The sequence below is a fragment of the Prauserella marina genome (assembly GCF_002240355.1).
GTDB lineage: Bacteria > Actinomycetota > Actinomycetes > Mycobacteriales > Pseudonocardiaceae > Prauserella_A > Prauserella_A marina.
Map to the genome: position 1 here is coordinate 4,957,639 of NZ_CP016353.1, position 16,668 is coordinate 4,974,306.

General features: G+C 64.2%; 15 protein-coding genes. 2 read left to right on the forward strand and 13 right to left on the reverse strand.

All coding sequences use genetic code 11. The features are described from left to right. Window positions 1–38: 38 nt before the first annotated feature. A complete protein-coding gene (gene ilvA / locus BAY61_RS22730) occupies window positions 39–1,271 on the reverse strand; it encodes a threonine ammonia-lyase IlvA (protein ID WP_176879806.1) in 1,233 nt (410 codons plus the stop codon). Window positions 1,272–1,339: 68 nt separating this feature from the next. On the opposite strand from ilvA, the gene BAY61_RS22735 reads away from it, so the two are divergent. Continuing rightward, entirely contained in the window at window positions 1,340–2,152 is an 813-nt protein-coding gene (locus tag BAY61_RS22735) for an IclR family transcriptional regulator (protein WP_091807597.1), read from the forward strand. Here the strand turns inward: BAY61_RS22735 and BAY61_RS22740 are convergent. The 11 genes from BAY61_RS22740 to BAY61_RS34050 form a co-directional block, all read right to left on the reverse strand. Then, the gene (locus BAY61_RS22740) at window positions 2,118–3,134 is read right to left on the reverse strand and encodes a 2-hydroxyacid dehydrogenase (protein WP_091807599.1); all 1,017 of its coding nucleotides are present in this window, start codon (window positions 3,132–3,134) and stop codon (window positions 2,118–2,120) included. The two genes, BAY61_RS22735 and BAY61_RS22740, sit on opposite strands and share 35 nt — an antisense overlap. After that, window positions 3,131–4,072: a beta/alpha barrel domain-containing protein gene (locus BAY61_RS22745; RefSeq protein WP_091807601.1), complete on the reverse strand. Its 942-nt coding sequence runs from the start codon at window positions 4,070–4,072 to the stop codon at window positions 3,131–3,133. Before BAY61_RS22745 ends, BAY61_RS22740 begins: the two co-directional genes overlap by 4 nt. Next, the gene (locus BAY61_RS22750) at window positions 4,069–5,310 is read right to left on the reverse strand and encodes a CaiB/BaiF CoA transferase family protein (protein WP_091807602.1); all 1,242 of its coding nucleotides are present in this window, start codon (window positions 5,308–5,310) and stop codon (window positions 4,069–4,071) included. Before BAY61_RS22750 ends, BAY61_RS22745 begins: the two co-directional genes overlap by 4 nt. 31 nt (window positions 5,311–5,341) lie before the next feature. Next, window positions 5,342–6,778 (reverse strand): GntP family permease, encoded by a 1,437-nt coding sequence (locus tag BAY61_RS22755; RefSeq protein WP_091807604.1) that lies wholly within the window; start codon window positions 6,776–6,778, stop codon window positions 5,342–5,344. Window positions 6,779–7,058: 280 nt separating this feature from the next. Further along, entirely contained in the window at window positions 7,059–7,922 is an 864-nt protein-coding gene (locus BAY61_RS22760) for an MHYT domain-containing protein (RefSeq protein ID WP_091807605.1), read from the reverse strand. A gap of 25 nt (window positions 7,923–7,947) precedes the next feature. Further along, on the reverse strand, window positions 7,948–8,541 hold the full coding sequence (locus BAY61_RS22765; protein ID WP_091807607.1) for a GTP-binding protein: 594 nt from the start codon (window positions 8,539–8,541) through the stop codon (window positions 7,948–7,950). Then, the gene (locus tag BAY61_RS22770) at window positions 8,522–8,854 is read right to left on the reverse strand and encodes a DUF742 domain-containing protein (RefSeq protein ID WP_245865350.1); all 333 of its coding nucleotides are present in this window, start codon (window positions 8,852–8,854) and stop codon (window positions 8,522–8,524) included. The genes BAY61_RS22765 and BAY61_RS22770 overlap by 20 nt, the downstream gene beginning before the upstream one ends. 53 nt (window positions 8,855–8,907) lie before the next feature. After that, on the reverse strand, window positions 8,908–9,381 hold the full coding sequence (locus BAY61_RS22775) for a roadblock/LC7 domain-containing protein (protein WP_245865352.1): 474 nt from the start codon (window positions 9,379–9,381) through the stop codon (window positions 8,908–8,910). Then, window positions 9,378–11,720, reverse strand: a complete 2,343-nt coding sequence (locus BAY61_RS22780; protein ID WP_091807610.1) for a HAMP domain-containing sensor histidine kinase — start codon at window positions 11,718–11,720, stop codon at window positions 9,378–9,380. Before BAY61_RS22780 ends, BAY61_RS22775 begins: the two co-directional genes overlap by 4 nt. A 361-nt stretch (window positions 11,721–12,081) precedes the next feature. Next, on the reverse strand, window positions 12,082–12,759 hold the full coding sequence (locus BAY61_RS22785) for an HNH endonuclease family protein (protein WP_143021401.1): 678 nt from the start codon (window positions 12,757–12,759) through the stop codon (window positions 12,082–12,084). A 721-nt stretch (window positions 12,760–13,480) separates the two neighbouring features. Continuing rightward, window positions 13,481–14,617 carry a DUF222 domain-containing protein gene (locus BAY61_RS34050; protein WP_091807613.1) on the reverse strand — a complete coding sequence of 379 codons (1,137 nt, stop codon included), beginning with the start codon at window positions 14,615–14,617 and terminating at the stop codon, window positions 13,481–13,483. 183 nt (window positions 14,618–14,800) lie between these two features. Here BAY61_RS34050 and BAY61_RS22795 point away from each other — a divergent pair, with 183 nt between their 5' ends. Then, window positions 14,801–15,646: an LGFP repeat-containing protein gene (locus tag BAY61_RS22795; protein ID WP_091807615.1), complete on the forward strand. Its 846-nt coding sequence runs from the start codon at window positions 14,801–14,803 to the stop codon at window positions 15,644–15,646. Window positions 15,647–15,822: 176 nt separating this feature from the next. Here the strand turns inward: BAY61_RS22795 and BAY61_RS22800 are convergent, their stop codons facing one another. Beyond that, window positions 15,823–16,641 (reverse strand): HpcH/HpaI aldolase/citrate lyase family protein, encoded by an 819-nt coding sequence (locus BAY61_RS22800; protein ID WP_091807617.1) that lies wholly within the window; start codon window positions 16,639–16,641, stop codon window positions 15,823–15,825. Between the last annotated feature and the right edge of the window lie 27 nt (window positions 16,642–16,668).

A 16,668-nucleotide genomic window follows, 5' to 3' on the forward strand; every position in this document is an offset into this window, starting at 1 on the left:
CGCCATCCCTTCAGTCGGTTACCGCCGTCAGCGCTCGCTCACACGAGGAAACTGAACAGCGGACTGTCCGGTGAGACCTGTTCGATGCGATGCGGAGCGGCGTCCATCCGCTTCAACATGGGTTCCAGATCCTCGGGCGCGCCCAGTTCGACGCCGACCAGCGCGGGCCCGGTCTCCCTGTTGTTGCGTTTGACGTACTCGAACAACGTGATGTCGTCGTCGGGGCCGAGCACGTCGTCGAGAAACCGGCGCAGTGCTCCCGGCTCCTGAGGGAACTCCACCAGGAAGTAGTGCTTGCGCCCCTCGAACACGAGCGCCCGCTCGACGATCTCGGCGTAGCGGCTGACGTCGTTGTTTCCGCCGGAGAGAATGCACACCACCGTCGCGCCGGGTGCGAGCCCGAGATCCAGGTTCAACGCGGAAGCGGCCAGCGCGCCCGCCGGCTCACTGATGATGCCGTCCGACTGGTAGAGGTCGAGCATTTCGACACAGATCTGACCTTCGGGCACCGCGACGAGTTTCGGGTTCCGCTCCGCCGCGATCGCGTAGGTGAACTGCCCGACCTGCTTCACCGCCGCACCGTCGACGAAGGGATCGACCTCATCCAAAGGCGCGGGTCCGCCTTCGGCCAGTGCCAGCGCCATGCTCGCTCCGCCTGCCGGCTCGGCGCCGATGACCGTGACGCCGGGGTGAGTCTCCCTCAGCCAGGTCAGAGTTCCCGCGAGCAGTCCACCACCGCCGACCGGCACGACGATCGCGTCAGGTGCCTTACCGAGTTGCTCGATGATCTCCTTGACCACCGTGCCCTGCCCCGCGATCGTGCGGGGGTGATCGAACGCGGGGATCAACGTCATGCCCGTGCTCTCGGCGTGGTCACGAGCCGCCGCGGCGGCATCGTCGTAGGTCTCGCCCTCGACGACGATCTGCACGTGAGCGCCGCCGAGCCTCGCGACCCTGTCACGTTTCTGCCTCGGCGTGGTCCGCGGGAGGTACACCCGCGCGGTGACGCCGATGGAGGCGCAGGCGAAGGCGACCCCCTGGCCGTGGTTGCCCGCGCTCGCGCAGACGACACCACGCTCCCGCTGCTCGGCGCTCAGCCCGCTGATCAGGTTGTAGGCACCGCGTCCCTTGTAGGAACGGACGGTGTTCAGATCCTCCCTTTTGATCCAGACGTCGAGATCGTGGCGAATGGAGAGCCGTTCGTTGCGCTGTAGCGGGCTTGCCGGAATCACGCCGGTAAACCGTTCGGCCGCGGCAAGTACGTCGGCCATGGTCACCACATCCGCTTGACGCGGGGCGTTCTCAGACAACGCCGTCCTCCTGTCGTATCTTCGACGCCATGAGTAGCCGCGACGAGCATGGCCGGGATCCCGCGGCCAAAGCGACCGAAGGGGCCACGCACACGCCGCTGCTCGTGTTGGGCAAGATCACGGAGATTCTCAACGCGTTTACGCTGAAGCGGCCGTCATTGACCTTGCGCGAGATCCAGCAGTCTACCGGCCTCCCGACCTCGACCGTACAACGGCTCGTAACCAACCTGGTCGCGAACGGTTTTCTCGACCGCAGCGAAGAGGGATTCCGCATCGGCGTCCGCATGGCCTACTGGGCGGCGGCCGCCGCGAAGGACCTCGACGTGCTGGCCGTGGTCAATCCTGTGCTCAAGGACCTGCGCGACCTCACGGGAGAGACCGCCTGCTTCTTCCGCGCCGAAGGTGACTACCGCGTGTGCATCGCCGTCGCCGAAACCCACCACGCCCTGCGCAGGGACATGGCGGTCGGCCGGATCGCGCCCATCACGGTCGGTTCCTCAGGGCGGGTCCTGCTCGCCTGGACCCCTCAGCTGGCGGAGGAAGTACTCCAGCACGAGCTTCCCCAGCTCACCGAGAGCACCATCACCGACAAGGACGAGCTCAGACGTCTCATCAAACAGACAGCCGCCGACGGTTACGCCATCACCGTCGGCGAACGTGTCGACGGCGCGTCAGGTCTCGCCTCGCCGGTGTTCGATTCGGCTGCCGACCTGGTGGGCGCGCTCGTCATCCAGGGGCCGACGCTGCGCATGCCGCACGAGAAATGCGTCGAGTGGATCGACGTGCTCGTGGAGCACGCGGAGCGCATCACCCGCGCGCTGGGTGGCCGGTTTCCGGGCTGATCCCGGGTTCACCGGCGTTGACCGGATGGCGGGGCGGCTCACCCACCGCCATCGCGACGGCGTTGTCCGCGCACAACTCGGCCATCCTCGCCCGCACCGACCTGGTCGCGCTGCCGACATGCGGCAACAGCGTCGTGTTCGGCAACCCGGCCAGCCCGCTCGCCAGTCGCGGCTCGCATTCGTAGACGTCGAGGCCCGCGCCGCCGATCTCTCCCGACCGGAGTGCGTCCACCAGCGCCTTCTCGTCGATAATTGGACCGCGCGCGGTGTTGATCAGAAACGCCGTCGGTTTCATCGACCGCAGGGTGGCGGCGTCGATCAGATGCAAGGTGTCCTCGGTCAAGGGCACGTGCAGCGACAAGAAGTCGCTTGTGCGCACGAGTTCGGTCCACGGTAGATAGCGCACCCTGCCGGCGAGCTCGCCGAGTTCGCCGTCCGGAATCGGACCGCGACGCACCGTGTACCGAACGTCCATGCCGAAGCCCAGTGCCCGCTTCGCCGTCGCGCGTGCGATCCGGCCGAATCCGGCGAGCCCCAGCGCCGCACCGCTCACGTCCGCGCCGAGCAACAACTCGGGACGCCAGCCCTCGAACCTTCCCGATCGCGTGAACTCGTCCGCCTCGACACAACGCCGGGCCGTCGCCAGTATCAACAGCATCGCCAGGTCCGCCGTCGCCTCTGTCAGCACGCCGGGCGTGTTGCACACGAGAACGCCGTTGGCGGTCGCGGCTGCGACGTCGACGTTGTCGAAACCGACCGCGTAGTTCGCGATGCCCTTGATCGAAGCCCGCGCCAGCAACGCGGCGTCAAACCGGTCGGTGAGCTGAGCGACGACGACGTCGTAATCACCCGAGGCGCACGCGATGTCCAGTTCGGACGCTGAAAGCGGCCTGCTGGGGAGCACGACCTCACCCGCGGACCGCAGCATGGTCATTCCCGGCTCCGGGAGCGGAGCCGTCACCAAGAACACCGGTGCGGTCACCGCGCGTCCCCGACCGCCCAGGAAAAAGCAGTGGCGCTGGCGCGAGCGCCCTGAACGGCACGCGACCGGTTGGGCTCGCCGAGTTCGTCGAGCAATTCGCCGGTCAGTCCGACGAGGACAGCGAACGATTCCGGAGTCAGCCACGAAGGACGCAAGGCGAACAGCAGGTCCTCCGTCGCGGCGTTACCGCTCGCCCCCGGTGCGAACGGGCAGCCGCCGAGGCCGCCGAGTGAACCGTCCACCTCGGACGCGCCCGCGCGCGCCGCGGCCAGTGAATTGGCCACACCCAGCCCCCAGGTGTCGTGGCCGTGAAAACCGATCCGGCGTGGTGGCGTGCGTTCGGCGACATGTCGGACGAGCTGTTCGACCTGCGCCGGAACCGCCTGCCCGAGCGTGTCGCACACGATCACGTCGGCTGCGCCGTCGGTGCGTGGATCGTTGACAATCTCCAATACTCGCGCCTCGGGTACCTGGCCGTCGAAAGGACACGTGAGCGCCGTCGCGAGACAGAGCTGGATCCGGCCGCCCACCGCGTGCGCGAGATCAATTGCCTTCGGCATCGCTTCGATGCTCGCTTCGGTCGGCCGGCCGATATTCGCCTCGTTGTGCTTATCCGAAACGGAAAGGCAGTACTGGAAGTTCACCGCGCCCGCGGCGGCGGCCTTCTCCACGTGCCGAGGTGTCGCCACCCACACCCAGCACCTCTTGAGTTCTTCTGGCGTGAGCCGCGCGAGCACGTCGAGAGTGTTGGCCATGGGCGGCACCAGGTCTGGTCGGGCCAGCGAACCGACTTCGACACTCGGCACGCCCATCCGTAGCAATTCGCGAACCACGGCGACCTTGCGGTCGGTGTCCAAAGTCTTGCCGGTGAGCTGTAAACCGTCCCGCAACGTGACGTCCCTGACGGTCACGGCGGGCTCGAACCGGTAGCCGGTCATGCACGTTGCTCCATTTCCCCGATGAGCTTGTCGATGTCCTGTTCGCCGTGTCCGAGTACGTCGCCGAGTACCTCCCTCGTGTGCTCGCCCAGGTCGGGGCCGACCTGCCTCACCGGAAGCGAAGTCTCACCGAGCACGGGAACGATGCCGGGAAAGCCGACCTCGGCCGGAGTACCGGCACCGACGTCGACCGGAAGGTGCTGGATCATCCGGCGCGACCGATACTGTTCGTCGGCGCAGATGTCGGCGGCGGTGTAAATCGGTCCCGCCGGGACACCGGCTTCGTCGAGCACCCTCAGCACCTCCGCCCTCGGCAGGCAACGCGTCCACGCGCCGATGGCCCCGTCCAGCTCATCCCTGCGCTCCCACCGCCCCGCGTTGGTTCGCAGCGCGGGATCTTCCGCGAGATCAGGTCTGCCGATGGCCACCATGTAGCGCTGGAAGATCGAATCGCCGTTGCCCGCGATGACGACGCTGGAACCGTCGGCGCACGGATAGGCGTTGCTCGGCGCGATGCCCTCCATACGACCGCCGACACGCTGCCGCTCGACACCGTAGGCGGTGTAGTCGGGCACCAGTGACTCCATCATGGAGAACACAGCCTCGTGCAGGGCTACATCGACCACCCTCCCCGACAGTGGCCCTGCCTGACCGCCGTCCTTCTCCCGTTGCAGCAACGACACGAGCACTCCGAACGCGGTGTAGAGCCCGGCGATCGAATCACCGATGGAAACGCCGACCCGCGACGGCGGACGGTCGGCCTCCCCGACCAATTGCCGCAAACCGCCCATCGCCTCGGCGACAGCGGCGAAGCCGGGGCGCTCGGCGAGCGGCCCGGTCTGGCCGAACGCCGAGATGCGCGCGAGAACGACGGCGGGGTTGGCGGCTTCGAGTTCGTCCGGCCCGAGTCCCCAGCTCTCCAGCGTTCCGGGGCGGAAGTTCTCGATCACCACGTCGCAATGGCCGACCAGCTCGAGCACCAGTTCCCGGCCCCGCTCCGACTTCAGGTCGATGACAACCGACTTCTTGTTCCGGTTGATGGTGCGAAACAGCATCGAAACGTCGCCCGCGTACAACCGCCAGTTCCGCAGCTCATCGCCCCTGCCGGGACGTTCGACCTTGATGACCTCGGCACCGAAATCCGCGAGCAGGCGACCAGCCGTCGGACCGGCGATGTAGTTGCCGAGTTCCAGTACCCGCACGCCCTCCAGCGGCAACCGCGTCCCACCGTTGTGCATGTTCTCCCTTCCCGATTCGACGTGGTCACGCTCAGAGGAACACGCTCAGCAGGAGGATCGGGCCCATCGCGATGACGGACGCGACGGAAACTCCGACCGAGCAGGTCTTGAGCGTGCCGCGCGTCGTCTGTCCCATCAGCGATTGCAGCAGCCAGAAGGTGTTGCTTGTCAGGTGGACCATGAACAGCGAGCCCGCGCCCGCCGCCAATGCGATCAGGACGGGGTCGAGGCCGAGACTCGGCGCCACCGGCGCGAGGAGACCGGCCGCTGTGATGGCGGAGATCGTCACGGAACCGACAGCGACATGCAGTACCGCCGCGATCAACCACACCACGAGCAACGGCGCCCAGGTCGCCGCCGAGAGGTACTTACCGAGGATGTCGCCAAGCCCCGCGGCGTCGATGACGGCGGCGAGTGAACCACCGACACCGGAAAGCAGGAGGATCTGTCCACTTTGCCGGAGCCCGGAGGCCAGCGATTCCTCCACCGCGGGCTGACCCATGACGTATCGCCCGATGACGCAGGTACCGACGAGCCCGATCAGCAAAGCGACGGTCGGTGTCGAAAGGAACGCCACGACCGGGTTGCTCCAGTTGGCGACCTCGGTGATCGCGCCGGTCGCGACCAACAGCAACGCGAGCGCCAGCGGCGCGAAGAGCAGCGCCAGGCTCGGCTGTTTCCTCGTTCGCGGTTCGGCCATCGTGCTCACGCCACCTGACGCGGAGACAGTCGTTCGCTCCTCGGCGGTGGTGTCCGGCTCACTGGCATCGGGCCGCTCGGCGGAGGGCGCCGCCGTGGCTCCCGCCGGTGTGTCCGGTCCGGCCGCCTGCTCGTCGAGTTCAGGCTTCCACCAGCCGCGGGTCAACACGAATGTCATGACCGTGATGGCGATCGCGACGGTGGGAATGACGACCAGCAAACCGAACAAAAGGTACTTCCCGAGCGACACTTCCAGCAGCCCGGCCAGCGCGAGCGCCCCCACGCCAGGGATCGTGAAGACAATGCCGCATTCGAGTCCGATCGCGAGTGCTGTCGCCATCCGGGCGGTCCCGTACTTGCCGAGCCTCGGCGCGATACCTCTGGCCAGCGGCGCCGAGATCACGAGCAGCACGTCAAGATAGATCGACTGCAAGAAGGTCGTGATGGTGAGCGCCATGCCGTGGGGAACTCCCCTCGGGCCCAGCGCATGGAGCAATTTGTCCACCAGTCGCTCGATCGCGCCGAGATCGCGCAGGACTGCGCCCATCAGCACACCGAACGCGATGAGCAGGCCGATTTCCGCCATGATGTCGCCGAAACCGGCGCTCACGGTGTCGACCGTTCCGCCGGCTCCGAGGCCCGTCGCCAGCCCCAAGTAGCAGGCTCCCATGACCAGCGCGATCAGCGGGTTGAGCTTGAACCGAACGATAAGCACCACGATGGCCACGATCGCGACCGCCGTGTTGATCAATATCGCCGTATCTGACATTCCACCGTTCCATTCTCGTGCGACGTTGCACTGACCACGCGGCTACACCGCTGGCTGCTCACATTATGAACACATGCCCACAATGCGGGTCAATAGCTTGTCGCCTCATCCGTCCAGGACGACACGTGATCCGTCAGCCGATCACGGAGAGTGCACCCACGAACGCAAGACCCGCGTCGACTCCTCGGCCGGATACTAAGAAGGGCGCCAGGTCATCGACCTGGCGCCCTTCTTCAAGAGCCGAGTGCCGGGGCCACCGCCCGGCAACATCGGGTAGCGGCTAGCTCGGCGGTCGTGTCGACGGACCCGCGGGAACCGCACGATGAGCGCGATCGTCCCCGCCGGCATTCCCGCTGTCGGCGACGTCGTGAACGACGGTCTTGCCCGCCGAAGGTCGGCCAGGCGTTCCATCGACGACCACGGCGGGCACGAGCAACACGGCGGCGATCGGCACTGCCAGCGCCAATGCCGCCAGCACGAAAACCGGGAACAAGAACGAAAAGACCTCGGTGCCCGCCGGGTCGGGCGCGGCCATGTCCAACCGCACCCGCACCGCGGCCATGCCGGTGTAGTGCATGCCGGTCACGGCGACACCCATCACCAGACCCGCCACCGCGCGATGGCCAGGTTTGTTCAAGCTGGCGGTGAACCACAGCGCCGCGGTCGCCGCGACGACCGCGATGACCACGGACAGCGCAACCAGGCCCGCGTGGTAGCCGATGCTGCCCTTGACCTGTACCGCCCACATGCCCGTGTAATGCATGAGGTTGACCGCGAGCCCGGTGATGACACCCGCGACCACCAGCCGCCACCACGCGAACCGAGCCCGCACACCGAACACGAGCAGGCCGAGGAAGACCGACACGATCGCGAGCAATGCCGACAACACCGTACGACCGATGTCATAGCGCACAGGAAAACCAGGAGTCGCGAACCCGAGCATCGCGATGAAGTGCATGACCCAGATACCGACACCACCGATCGACACCGAGGCCAGGGCAAGCCACATCAACCTGCCCCTCGGCGTCAGCGAACCACGCGCCTGCAACGTACAGGCGAGCCCGAGCGTGCAGCCGACAGCGGAGGTCACGTACGCGAGGACAAGCAGCCACTGCCCCATCTCGAAATGCTGCATGTGGTCCATTGAGGACACCTCCATCGATAGCCTGTTAGTCGCCGACATGCCGGGAAACCGGACGTCGCACCGCGATAGCGTGTTCGCTCGCCGTGATCAGCGCCTGCTTGATCGACTCGGCGGACCGGGCATCACATCTGATCACCGGAACACCGGCCCCGACCGACACCGCCTCACGTACCTCAGCGGATGTGTGCGGCCGGGCCCCGGGAAACTGGTTGACGGCGACGACGAACGGAAGTTCCTTCGACTCGAAGAAGTCGATGGCGGGAAAACTGTCCGCGAGCCTGCGAGTGTCGGCGAGCACGATCGCACCGACCGCGCCACGCGCCAGGTCATCCCACATGGACCAGAACCGGTGCTGCCCCGGTGTTCCGAACAAATGGAGAACCACGTCGCCGGCAAGTGTGATGCGCCCGAAGTCCATCGCGACGGTCGTTGACGTCTTGCCGGGCACGTCCGGGTTTTCGTCAACGCCAACGCCCGCGGACGTCAACTCGGCCTCGGTACGCACGGGAACGATTTCCGAAATGGTGTCGACGAACGTTGTCTTCCCGGAACCGAATCCCCCTGCCACGAGTAGCTTGGCCGAGACGGCCCGCTTCGGGTCAGAGCGTGCGAAGTCCACTCAGAACCCTTTCCAGCAACTCGTGACGTTCTTCCCACGTCGCGTCCTCACCGAGCGTGTCCCTGACCAACACGAGCCCGGCCCCCAGCAGATCGGCAACCAGCACTCGCGCGACCCCGAGCGGTAACGACAGATATGCCGCGACCTCTGCGATCGAGCGTGGCTGCAAGCACAATTGGGTGACCGTCGACATCGCGCTTGCCCTGTTGTAAGGGACAGCTCGGCCCTCCGGTGTGGTCTGCACAAGGGCTTCGACCGCGAGTTCGACGGTGGGCAGGGTCCGGCCTTCCGTCCAGGCGTACGGACGTGCCAAGGCTGGAGCGGGACGAGCTTCCTCGTCCCAATGTTCAGTTCGTTCCCCGGCACTCACGGCCTGCCCTGTGGCATGGGCACTTGACGAACCGGGGTGTCGACCATCTTCCCGACTCTGTCGACAAGCAATGTCATCTCGTAACCCACCAGGCCGATGTCGCACCCGACGCTGGCGAGTACGACGAGATTCGAACCATCGCCGACGCTCATCAGCAGGAGGAAGCCTTCCTCCATCTCGATGACGGACTGCACAACCCTGCCGGCTGCGAACAACTCCGCGGTGCCCACGGCGAGACTGGAAAGTCCCGACGCGATGGCCGACAGTTGGTCGGCACGGTCTTTCGGCAGTCCACTGTCGGCAGCCACCAGAAGGCCGTCCGCAGACACGAGAGCGGCATGGGCGACCCCGGAAACCTCCTCGGTGAACGCGGACACGAGCCAACCGGGGCCCTGTTCGGACGCGCTCGTCCCCCTGTTCGGGTGACCGGTGCCCGCAGGCGCGTACACCCGAGTCTGATCGTTCGTCATGGATCCGCCTTTCCCTCCCGATTCGGCGCAGGCTCTTCGGCGGCCTGCCGCCGGGCCGCCTGCATGCCCTGGTAGTGCCGTGCCAGGTTGCTGCGCACCGCGGCCGGATCCCGGAACGAGGCCGGTTGGGCCGGCGTTCTGCGCCGTGGCAGTGCCGCGCCCGGCGAGAGTTGCGCCCCGGGTTTGCGGGTGGGCAGACCGGCGGCGGTGACGGCGGACTGAGGCAGCTCGGCCGACGGCCGTGCGGCTTCCGACGGCTCCGCCACACGTTCGCCGGGCGCATCGGCGAACCAGTTCGACACCACGCCGTCGAAGATGGGAGTACGGCCGGGCCTCGCGACAGGCCGCACTCGGCCAAGGCGCATCGCGGTCGAGGTACCCGAAAGCTGGTTCCGGTCCCCAACGACGCCGCGAACCGCAACACCGTTGACCGGCCGTGGAGCGCCTTGTCGCACGGTTCCGTCGGCGATGATGAGATCGCCGGGCACGTGAACGCTGGCCGTGACACCAGGACGGTCCTTACGCGCGTTGGTGGATCGCAGCCGGACTGTCACTCCATGCAGCGCTGCCAGCCTGCCGACCACGAACAAGCCCATACGCCGCGTGGTTTCCGGGCTTACCGCGTCGCCTGCGGCGAGTCGTCCGTTCGCCGCGGCCAGGTCCTCCGGCGCCATACCAAGGCCGTTGTCGACGACCTCGATCAGCAAGCCATTCTCGGCCCCACGATCGGCAGTCAGCACGACCCGCTCCTGAGGCGGTGAGAACCGGATCGCGTTCTCCAGGAGTTCCGCGAGGACGTGGACGATGTCCGCGGCGGCTTGAGAACGAACCGAGCCGTTGGGCGCGTTGACAAGCATGACCCGGCGGTAGTCCTTGACCTCCGAAGTAGCCCCCCGCAACAATTCGGCCGACGACACGGGGCCCGTGTTGCGGCGGGCTGGACTTCCCCCCGCGAGCACTTGCAGGTTTTCGCCGTTACGGCGCAGCCGCGTCGCGAGATGGTCCAGCCGGAACAGTTCAGCCAGCCGCTGCGGATCACGCTCTTCCGCCTCAAGTTCCTCGATCACCGAAAGCTGGAGCTCGACAAGCGACTGGCTGCGCCGCGACAGGGTCGTGAACATCTCACTGACCTGGGTTCGCAGTTCCGCCTGTTCCCCAGCAAGCCGCACGGCCTGACGGTGCATGTCGTCAAAGGCACGAGCGAGCTGTCCGATCTCCTCGTCCTCGTCGACGTCGACTCGCGCTGACCGCGGATCGGGAACTTTGCCACCGGACCTGACAAGTCCGATGGTCTCGGGCAATTGACGGTGAGCCACGTCGAGAGCCGCCGCGTGCAACCGGCGAACGGGACCGATCAGCGAACGCGCGACAAGTAAGGCAACCGCGAACGCGCCAAGCAGCGCGGCGATCACGAGAGCCGTGTCACGCAACGCCTCTGATCTCGCCTGGTTCGTCCATTCACCTACCTTTGTGGACAGCTCGTCGATCCGGTTCGCCAGCAGGGTGTTCAATGTCGCCAACTCGTCGCCGAGGTCCGGCAGCAATGCTCCCGGCTCGGTCAGCCGGTTGGCGACGAGTGCGTTGTGCAGTATGTCCTGCCTGCTGCCGGAAAAACCTGCCACCTCGGCGAACTGACGCAGTTCGTTCTCGGGAAGGCCACGGTCTATCTGTCCGCTGATGACCTCCTGCTCAGCGGCGGCGCGGCTTGCGAGAGCGAGTGCGGGACCCTCAACCGGGTCCGTGCCCGCTCGCCGGAGTAGTGCCTCGGTGACAGCCAGACTGCTACGCAGCTGCATCACCGCGCGAACGGTCCCGGCGATACCGTCGAGATCGCTGCTACCGGCGACCGCGATGATTCCCGATGGCGTCTCACTGAGCCCGAACGCCGTCGCGCGATACGCCTCGATCATGTCGAGCCGGTCGGACCCTCCGTCGTTGGTGCGCAGCCCACCGAGCCAGCCAAGGGCAGTGTTCAAATCTCGCTCGGCCTGCTGCCCGAGATCAGCCACGGCCACATCACGTTGCAGATCAAGCGCCTTGACGTCGACAGCTGAGGCGCGCTCCCGCGTGGTTGCGCTGTCCGTGGGCGCTACCGCCGCGACCAACTCGGCGTCGACCAGTCCAGCCAATTCGACGACGGTCCGCAAGACTGAAAGTTGATCACGAACGGAGCTGAGTTTGCTGGCCTCAGCCAGTTCCGCACGTACGCGTAGACCCCCGAGGATGAGCGCCACCAGAACCGGCAACAGCAACACGACCGCGATCTTGGCTCGAAGGTTCCATCGTCGCGGATGCCAGCGGGCGTCGACCTTGCGTCTTCGGGTCGATACTTCTTCCATTTCTCCGGCATCCTGGTTTGCCACTACACGGAGTGCTACTCCGATTGACAGTCAAACGGATCGTGTTCGGTACCAACGTTCATGACCCAACACCTCCCAGGACGCCCGTCGGCAACCAGAACAGTATTGAGAGGTCCCCATGTGATCAATAATGAGGAGACAACCGCAGAAGACTCCCTTTGTCAAGGCCGGAAAATCTACCAGAACAGTCAATAAAAGGTGATCTAACGGGCGCTCGGCCAAATGCAGTAGCCCGCCGCAGACAAACGCTCTATCCGGTCATGACAACAACATCAGCGAGATGCAACTCTCGTTATCAATTCTCATCCGACAACAATTGGTGATTAATTTTCATTCCAGGTCAGCAGTGCGAAAGTACGGCGTCAAGTGCCCGATACTCATCCCTGTCCACGCTGAGCTGATAACTGGTCTTGACCTGTATCCATCGAGTCACATAATCACAACGCCCTAACTCTGGCAGCCAACTCGCCGGATCCTGATCTCCCTTCTGCCGATTGGAGGTCGCTGTCACCACGATCAGATGATCGAGATCGTTGGCGAACTCCCGTCGCTGTTCACGCGTCCAGCTTCTCGCGCCACTGCGCGCAGCCTCTGCCAACGGAACGAGGTGGTCCAGGTCGGCGTCACCTGCGTCACGAACGACGATCCCGTCGTAGTCACTGTGCCAATTTCCCTCGACAGCACGGCACTCGTCATCGACGCGAACATTTTGCCCCTGCTCGCGCAGTGCGACCTCACGTGTGTTGCACCCTTGCCCTTGACTGACCCAATGCGGCCAATCATCTCGGTCATAGCGGTAGCCGGTGTCCTCCTCGGCGACAACGAGTTGCCCCAGTAGCACACGCGCATCAGCGAGATCTGCGCCGTCAACGGCTTCCCGGCCACCCTGGCCGGCATCGGAGACCGGACCGGAGGCCCCGTCTTGCTGAGTCCACCACGCCCCGACTCCGACCAACAGCGCAAGCAACAACGACGCCGCGCTGTACCTGGTTCGACGACGACCTGCCTTGGAACCCATGTCCAACCTCTCATCCAACCCACACCAAACCTAAGTTGATCATCGCGGACCCGTCTCCATCTCTCAAGCCAGACTTGGGGTGCCGATCGCGACAACGTTTCTTCGCGCTCACACCACTCGGAGCAACCACGCAATGTGGCCTCCGCTATCGAGGACAACACCCTGACGACACCGATGCACTGTCAACAGCTGTCCTTCGCAACGTGAGGAAGCCGACCGCGGAAAAGCGAGAAGTAGAGGCATCAATATGAACTGACGCAGTTAGTCAGTCGAATCCTTCAGGTTCGGACCTCGAAGTTCGCCAGCACAGCCACCTGCGGGCAAGATGATCGGACCAACCATCTTGGTATTGAACCCGCCTGAATTAACCAAACTGCTTAGACACAAAAAATATGTCCAAACCAGACGGTTCCGTACAGCCATCCGTATGCCAGCCTTGCTGACATTTGAGCAACACTCGCTCTACAATCTCACTCTGTACGACCCGTATTGCGCCCAATGTTCGCGGACTTCGCATCGCAGCACCGATATCACGCCACCGTTTGGCTTGTCGAGGCATTTGGCACCCCAGTTAAATACACCAATATTCTAGGCGGACATCAATCACTACTCAAGAGCATCAAGGACCACTGGTAACCGATGAACAAAGAAGAATTGCTAAAATTGATGGACATACCCGTCGGAAAAGAACTGCCTGAACATCAGAAGCTACGACAGACGGTCATGCACTATTTCGAATGGGGAACGGCCATAACCAAAGATGCCTCCCAGGCGCCTCCAGGAACGGACCTGGGCGAACCGAGTCCAACTCCACGCCGGGGCTGATCTGGACATGCCCAGCATGACCAGATTCAAAGCCATCCCTGCTCCGAGTACCTCTCCCACGACCACGCGATCTTCGCCTTTTTCCAGAACGCCGACGGGAGCCTTGTTCACTCTCGTTGAGTATCGTCTGCCGCGGAGAGACACCTACACCAAGAAGACAATTCCGAGCATCACGAACAGGAGACTCCTTCACACCGGACCCATCACACATCGCACCTGAGCGGGCACTTACTGCCTGCGACTCCGGGTGGCCAACCCGCCCCGCCACCACCGATGAACTCAACGCCACCGACCCCTTCCGTTCACAGCCGACAGACGCGGGCGAGCCCCTACCGGCACCTTTTGTGACACCGACAGGTTTCAACAACGGATCGATTCGAGCAGAGAAGTCGTCAGCACCGCGTCTCAGCAGCAGATCCGCGAACACGTCCGCACGAATCTGATCCAGTGTTCGATCTTCATCGTCCCTTGTGGATTTTCTTCTCGCGATACAGTCGATGCGATCAAATGCCTCATGAGCGGTCTCAGCGGAAAGCTCCGCACCGATCGTTGCCGTATCCGGGCCGCCGCGAACAATCATGGCCCGCCGCTTCGAGTTCCTCGCGGACGAACGAAGGGCTGCCCCTATGGGATCAACCTTCCGCACCACGTCGTTGACTCGCCGCCGTAATCGCGCCGACTCGACATCCAGCCTGCCGATCAACATGACATCAACACTTCGAGCGCTCATGTCGTCGATCGGCGCCGTCGGTTCAACCACTTTCGCTGCTTGAGTGGCACCGATGACGCCTTCTCGTAGAGCTGCCATGGTATGAGGCAACCTTCTGACGAGCGCGTCAGCACACTTAATCTCACGTCGTGCCCTCTGTTCACTGATCGACAACGCGACAGCAAGTTGGCTGACCGCATCGGAGCATCTTCCCGCACCAGACCAGAATGCATCGATCTCCTTGTACAACAGCCCTTGCAAGCGCCCGATCCTTTTTCTCAGCAATCGAATGCGACCAAGGCTCGACGTGCACTGTGTATCCATGTTCCTCCCCCAACTTGCCGTTGACCTACGCTATCGAACTAATGTTCGATTAGTGACTACACGATTGAGTGAAGGGGGTGGTTCAATCCAGACCCCCGAAACACGGGCCCGGGCAACCTTCATCGTCGCGCGAACGTGGACTTTGCGGCGAGGGCGCCAACACACAGGTACTAGGGGAATCTGATGTCACTACGCAGAAGCGCAGTTGCCGGAGCGGCCGTCGCCTCGACCGCAGCAGTGTTGCTCACCATCCTCGGCGGTACAGGGTCAGCCGGGCAGGGACTTCAAACACCGCTGGCGGCAAAATGCGCGTACACGCCTACTGGTGCGTCCAGCGGCTCATCCGGCACTGAGCAGGAATCACCCATTGACGAGCGCTACAACACCGAACCAGACTTACGCGAGCTACTCGGAGCACCCACGGGGGAGGAAGTCGGTGACGGCATCCGGTTCCGGCCATATGAAAACGGCAGAATGTACTGGTCCGAGAGCACCGGACCGCGGGAGACCCACGGTGACATCCTGACGAAATACCTGGCCAACGGAGGACACGAAGCTTTCGGTGCGCCGATCACCGACGAATGCCCCGCTGTGGGCAACGGCAAGTACAACCATTTCACCGGCACCTCGGCGACCGGCGTCACTTCGATCTATTGGCGGCTCGACCTTGGCGCGCACATCCTTTACGGGCCGGTCCGGGAGCATTGGGAGCAGGCGTCCTGGGAGGGAGGTCTTTACGGGTACCCGACAAGTGATACGTCCGCGACACGTGATGGGGCTGGGCTGTTCAATGACTTCGCCGGGGGCGACAATGCCGGCGCGTCGATCTATTGGTCACCGGATAGTGGTGGTCATGGTGTCAAGGGTGCGATCAGGGATCGCTGGTTAGCCTTGGACGCCGAGCAATCCTTCCTTGGCTACCCCACGTCGGACGAGTACGACATCCCGACGGGCAAGCGCAGCGACTTCCAAGGCGGTTACATCACCTGGAATGCCTCGACAGGTGAAGTCGTTGTGTTCACCCATTAATTGACAGAGAAGGCACACCGATCGTCGGCGACCACGTTTCACGACGATCGGTGTTGCCTGCCCCAGCCCGGCTTTCGGTAGCAGACAAGCCAGTTATGTCCTATGTAGATAGCATCGTTACTGGGTCGCGGCCACTGAGCGTTCGCACATGTTATCGACTGGTGTCGACACTCGGCTCAGCGCACAAGTGGACCGGTGGCCCTGCTTAACAATCGCTCGGCTCGCAGCAGGACTGGCCGATCGACCATCTCTCCTCCGTAGACGGCCACCGACTCTCGCGCGGCAGCTTTGAGCACGCCCCGCGCCCATTCGACCTCCGCCTCATCCGGCGCAAGTGCAGTATGGGCAGGGCTGATCTGGCTGGGGTGCACACATAGTTTGCCGGTGAAGCCCAGTTCGACCGCATGCGCGATGTCGCCGAGTAGTTGCGTCTCGTCCCGCAACGCCGTTGTCACGCCGTCGATCGGAGGTGCGCAACCTGCTGCCGTGGCAGCGAGAACCAGCGCGGACCGAGACGTGAGAAGCGCGGTCCGGGAACCGGGATCGACCCCAAGCTGAGCGGCCAGGTCGATGCTGCCGAAAGCGGGGCGGAGAGTTGCTTCGGCAGCGCAGACCGCGCCGGCCTCGATGACTCCCCTCGCGGTTTCAACCAGTGGAATCACCTGGGCGCCACTGTCCGCGGCGACGCGATCGACATCACCGGCACGTTCAGCTTTAGGCAACATGACCACAGTCGCGAGACCGGCGCATGCCGCCACATCAGCCTCATACCATTCCGTGTCAGCACCGTTGATCCGCACGACAGCAGAGTTTCCACCGGCCAGCCAATGCCGAACATGTTCGCGCGCTACCGCTTTGTCAGCGGGCCCCACCGCGTCCTCAAGATCCAGCACCACTCCGTCAGCCCCGGAAGCGACCGCCTTGTCGAACCGGTCAGGGCGGTGACCCGGCACGAACAGCAGTGTGCGCGCGGCTGCGACGTCATCGATATGCATAGCGGTCCCTCCGCGATACCTTCTGGC

Bases quoted from the DNA above. Each gene is read 5' to 3' on its own strand.
- ilvA (WP_176879806.1), bottom strand. From the start codon at position 1,271: ATGGCCGACGTACTTGCCGCGGCCGAACGGTTTACCGGCGTGATTCCG.
- BAY61_RS22735 (WP_091807597.1), top strand. From the start codon at position 1,340: ATGAGTAGCCGCGACGAGCATGGCCGGGATCCCGCGGCCAAAGCGACC.
- BAY61_RS22745 (WP_091807601.1), bottom strand. From the start codon at position 4,072: ATGACCGGCTACCGGTTCGAGCCCGCCGTGACCGTCAGGGACGTCACG.
- BAY61_RS22750 (WP_091807602.1), bottom strand. From the start codon at position 5,310: ATGCACAACGGTGGGACGCGGTTGCCGCTGGAGGGCGTGCGGGTACTG.
- BAY61_RS22755 (WP_091807604.1), bottom strand. From the start codon at position 6,778: ATGTCAGATACGGCGATATTGATCAACACGGCGGTCGCGATCGTGGCC.
- BAY61_RS22760 (WP_091807605.1), bottom strand. From the start codon at position 7,922: ATGGACCACATGCAGCATTTCGAGATGGGGCAGTGGCTGCTTGTCCTC.
- BAY61_RS22775 (WP_245865352.1), bottom strand. From the start codon at position 9,381: ATGACGAACGATCAGACTCGGGTGTACGCGCCTGCGGGCACCGGTCAC.
- BAY61_RS22780 (WP_091807610.1), bottom strand. From the start codon at position 11,720: ATGGAAGAAGTATCGACCCGAAGACGCAAGGTCGACGCCCGCTGGCAT.
- BAY61_RS22785 (WP_143021401.1), bottom strand. From the start codon at position 12,759: ATGGGTTCCAAGGCAGGTCGTCGTCGAACCAGGTACAGCGCGGCGTCG.
- BAY61_RS34050 (WP_091807613.1), bottom strand. From the start codon at position 14,617: ATGGATACACAGTGCACGTCGAGCCTTGGTCGCATTCGATTGCTGAGA.
- BAY61_RS22795 (WP_091807615.1), top strand. From the start codon at position 14,801: ATGTCACTACGCAGAAGCGCAGTTGCCGGAGCGGCCGTCGCCTCGACC.
- BAY61_RS22800 (WP_091807617.1), bottom strand. From the start codon at position 16,641: ATGCATATCGATGACGTCGCAGCCGCGCGCACACTGCTGTTCGTGCCG.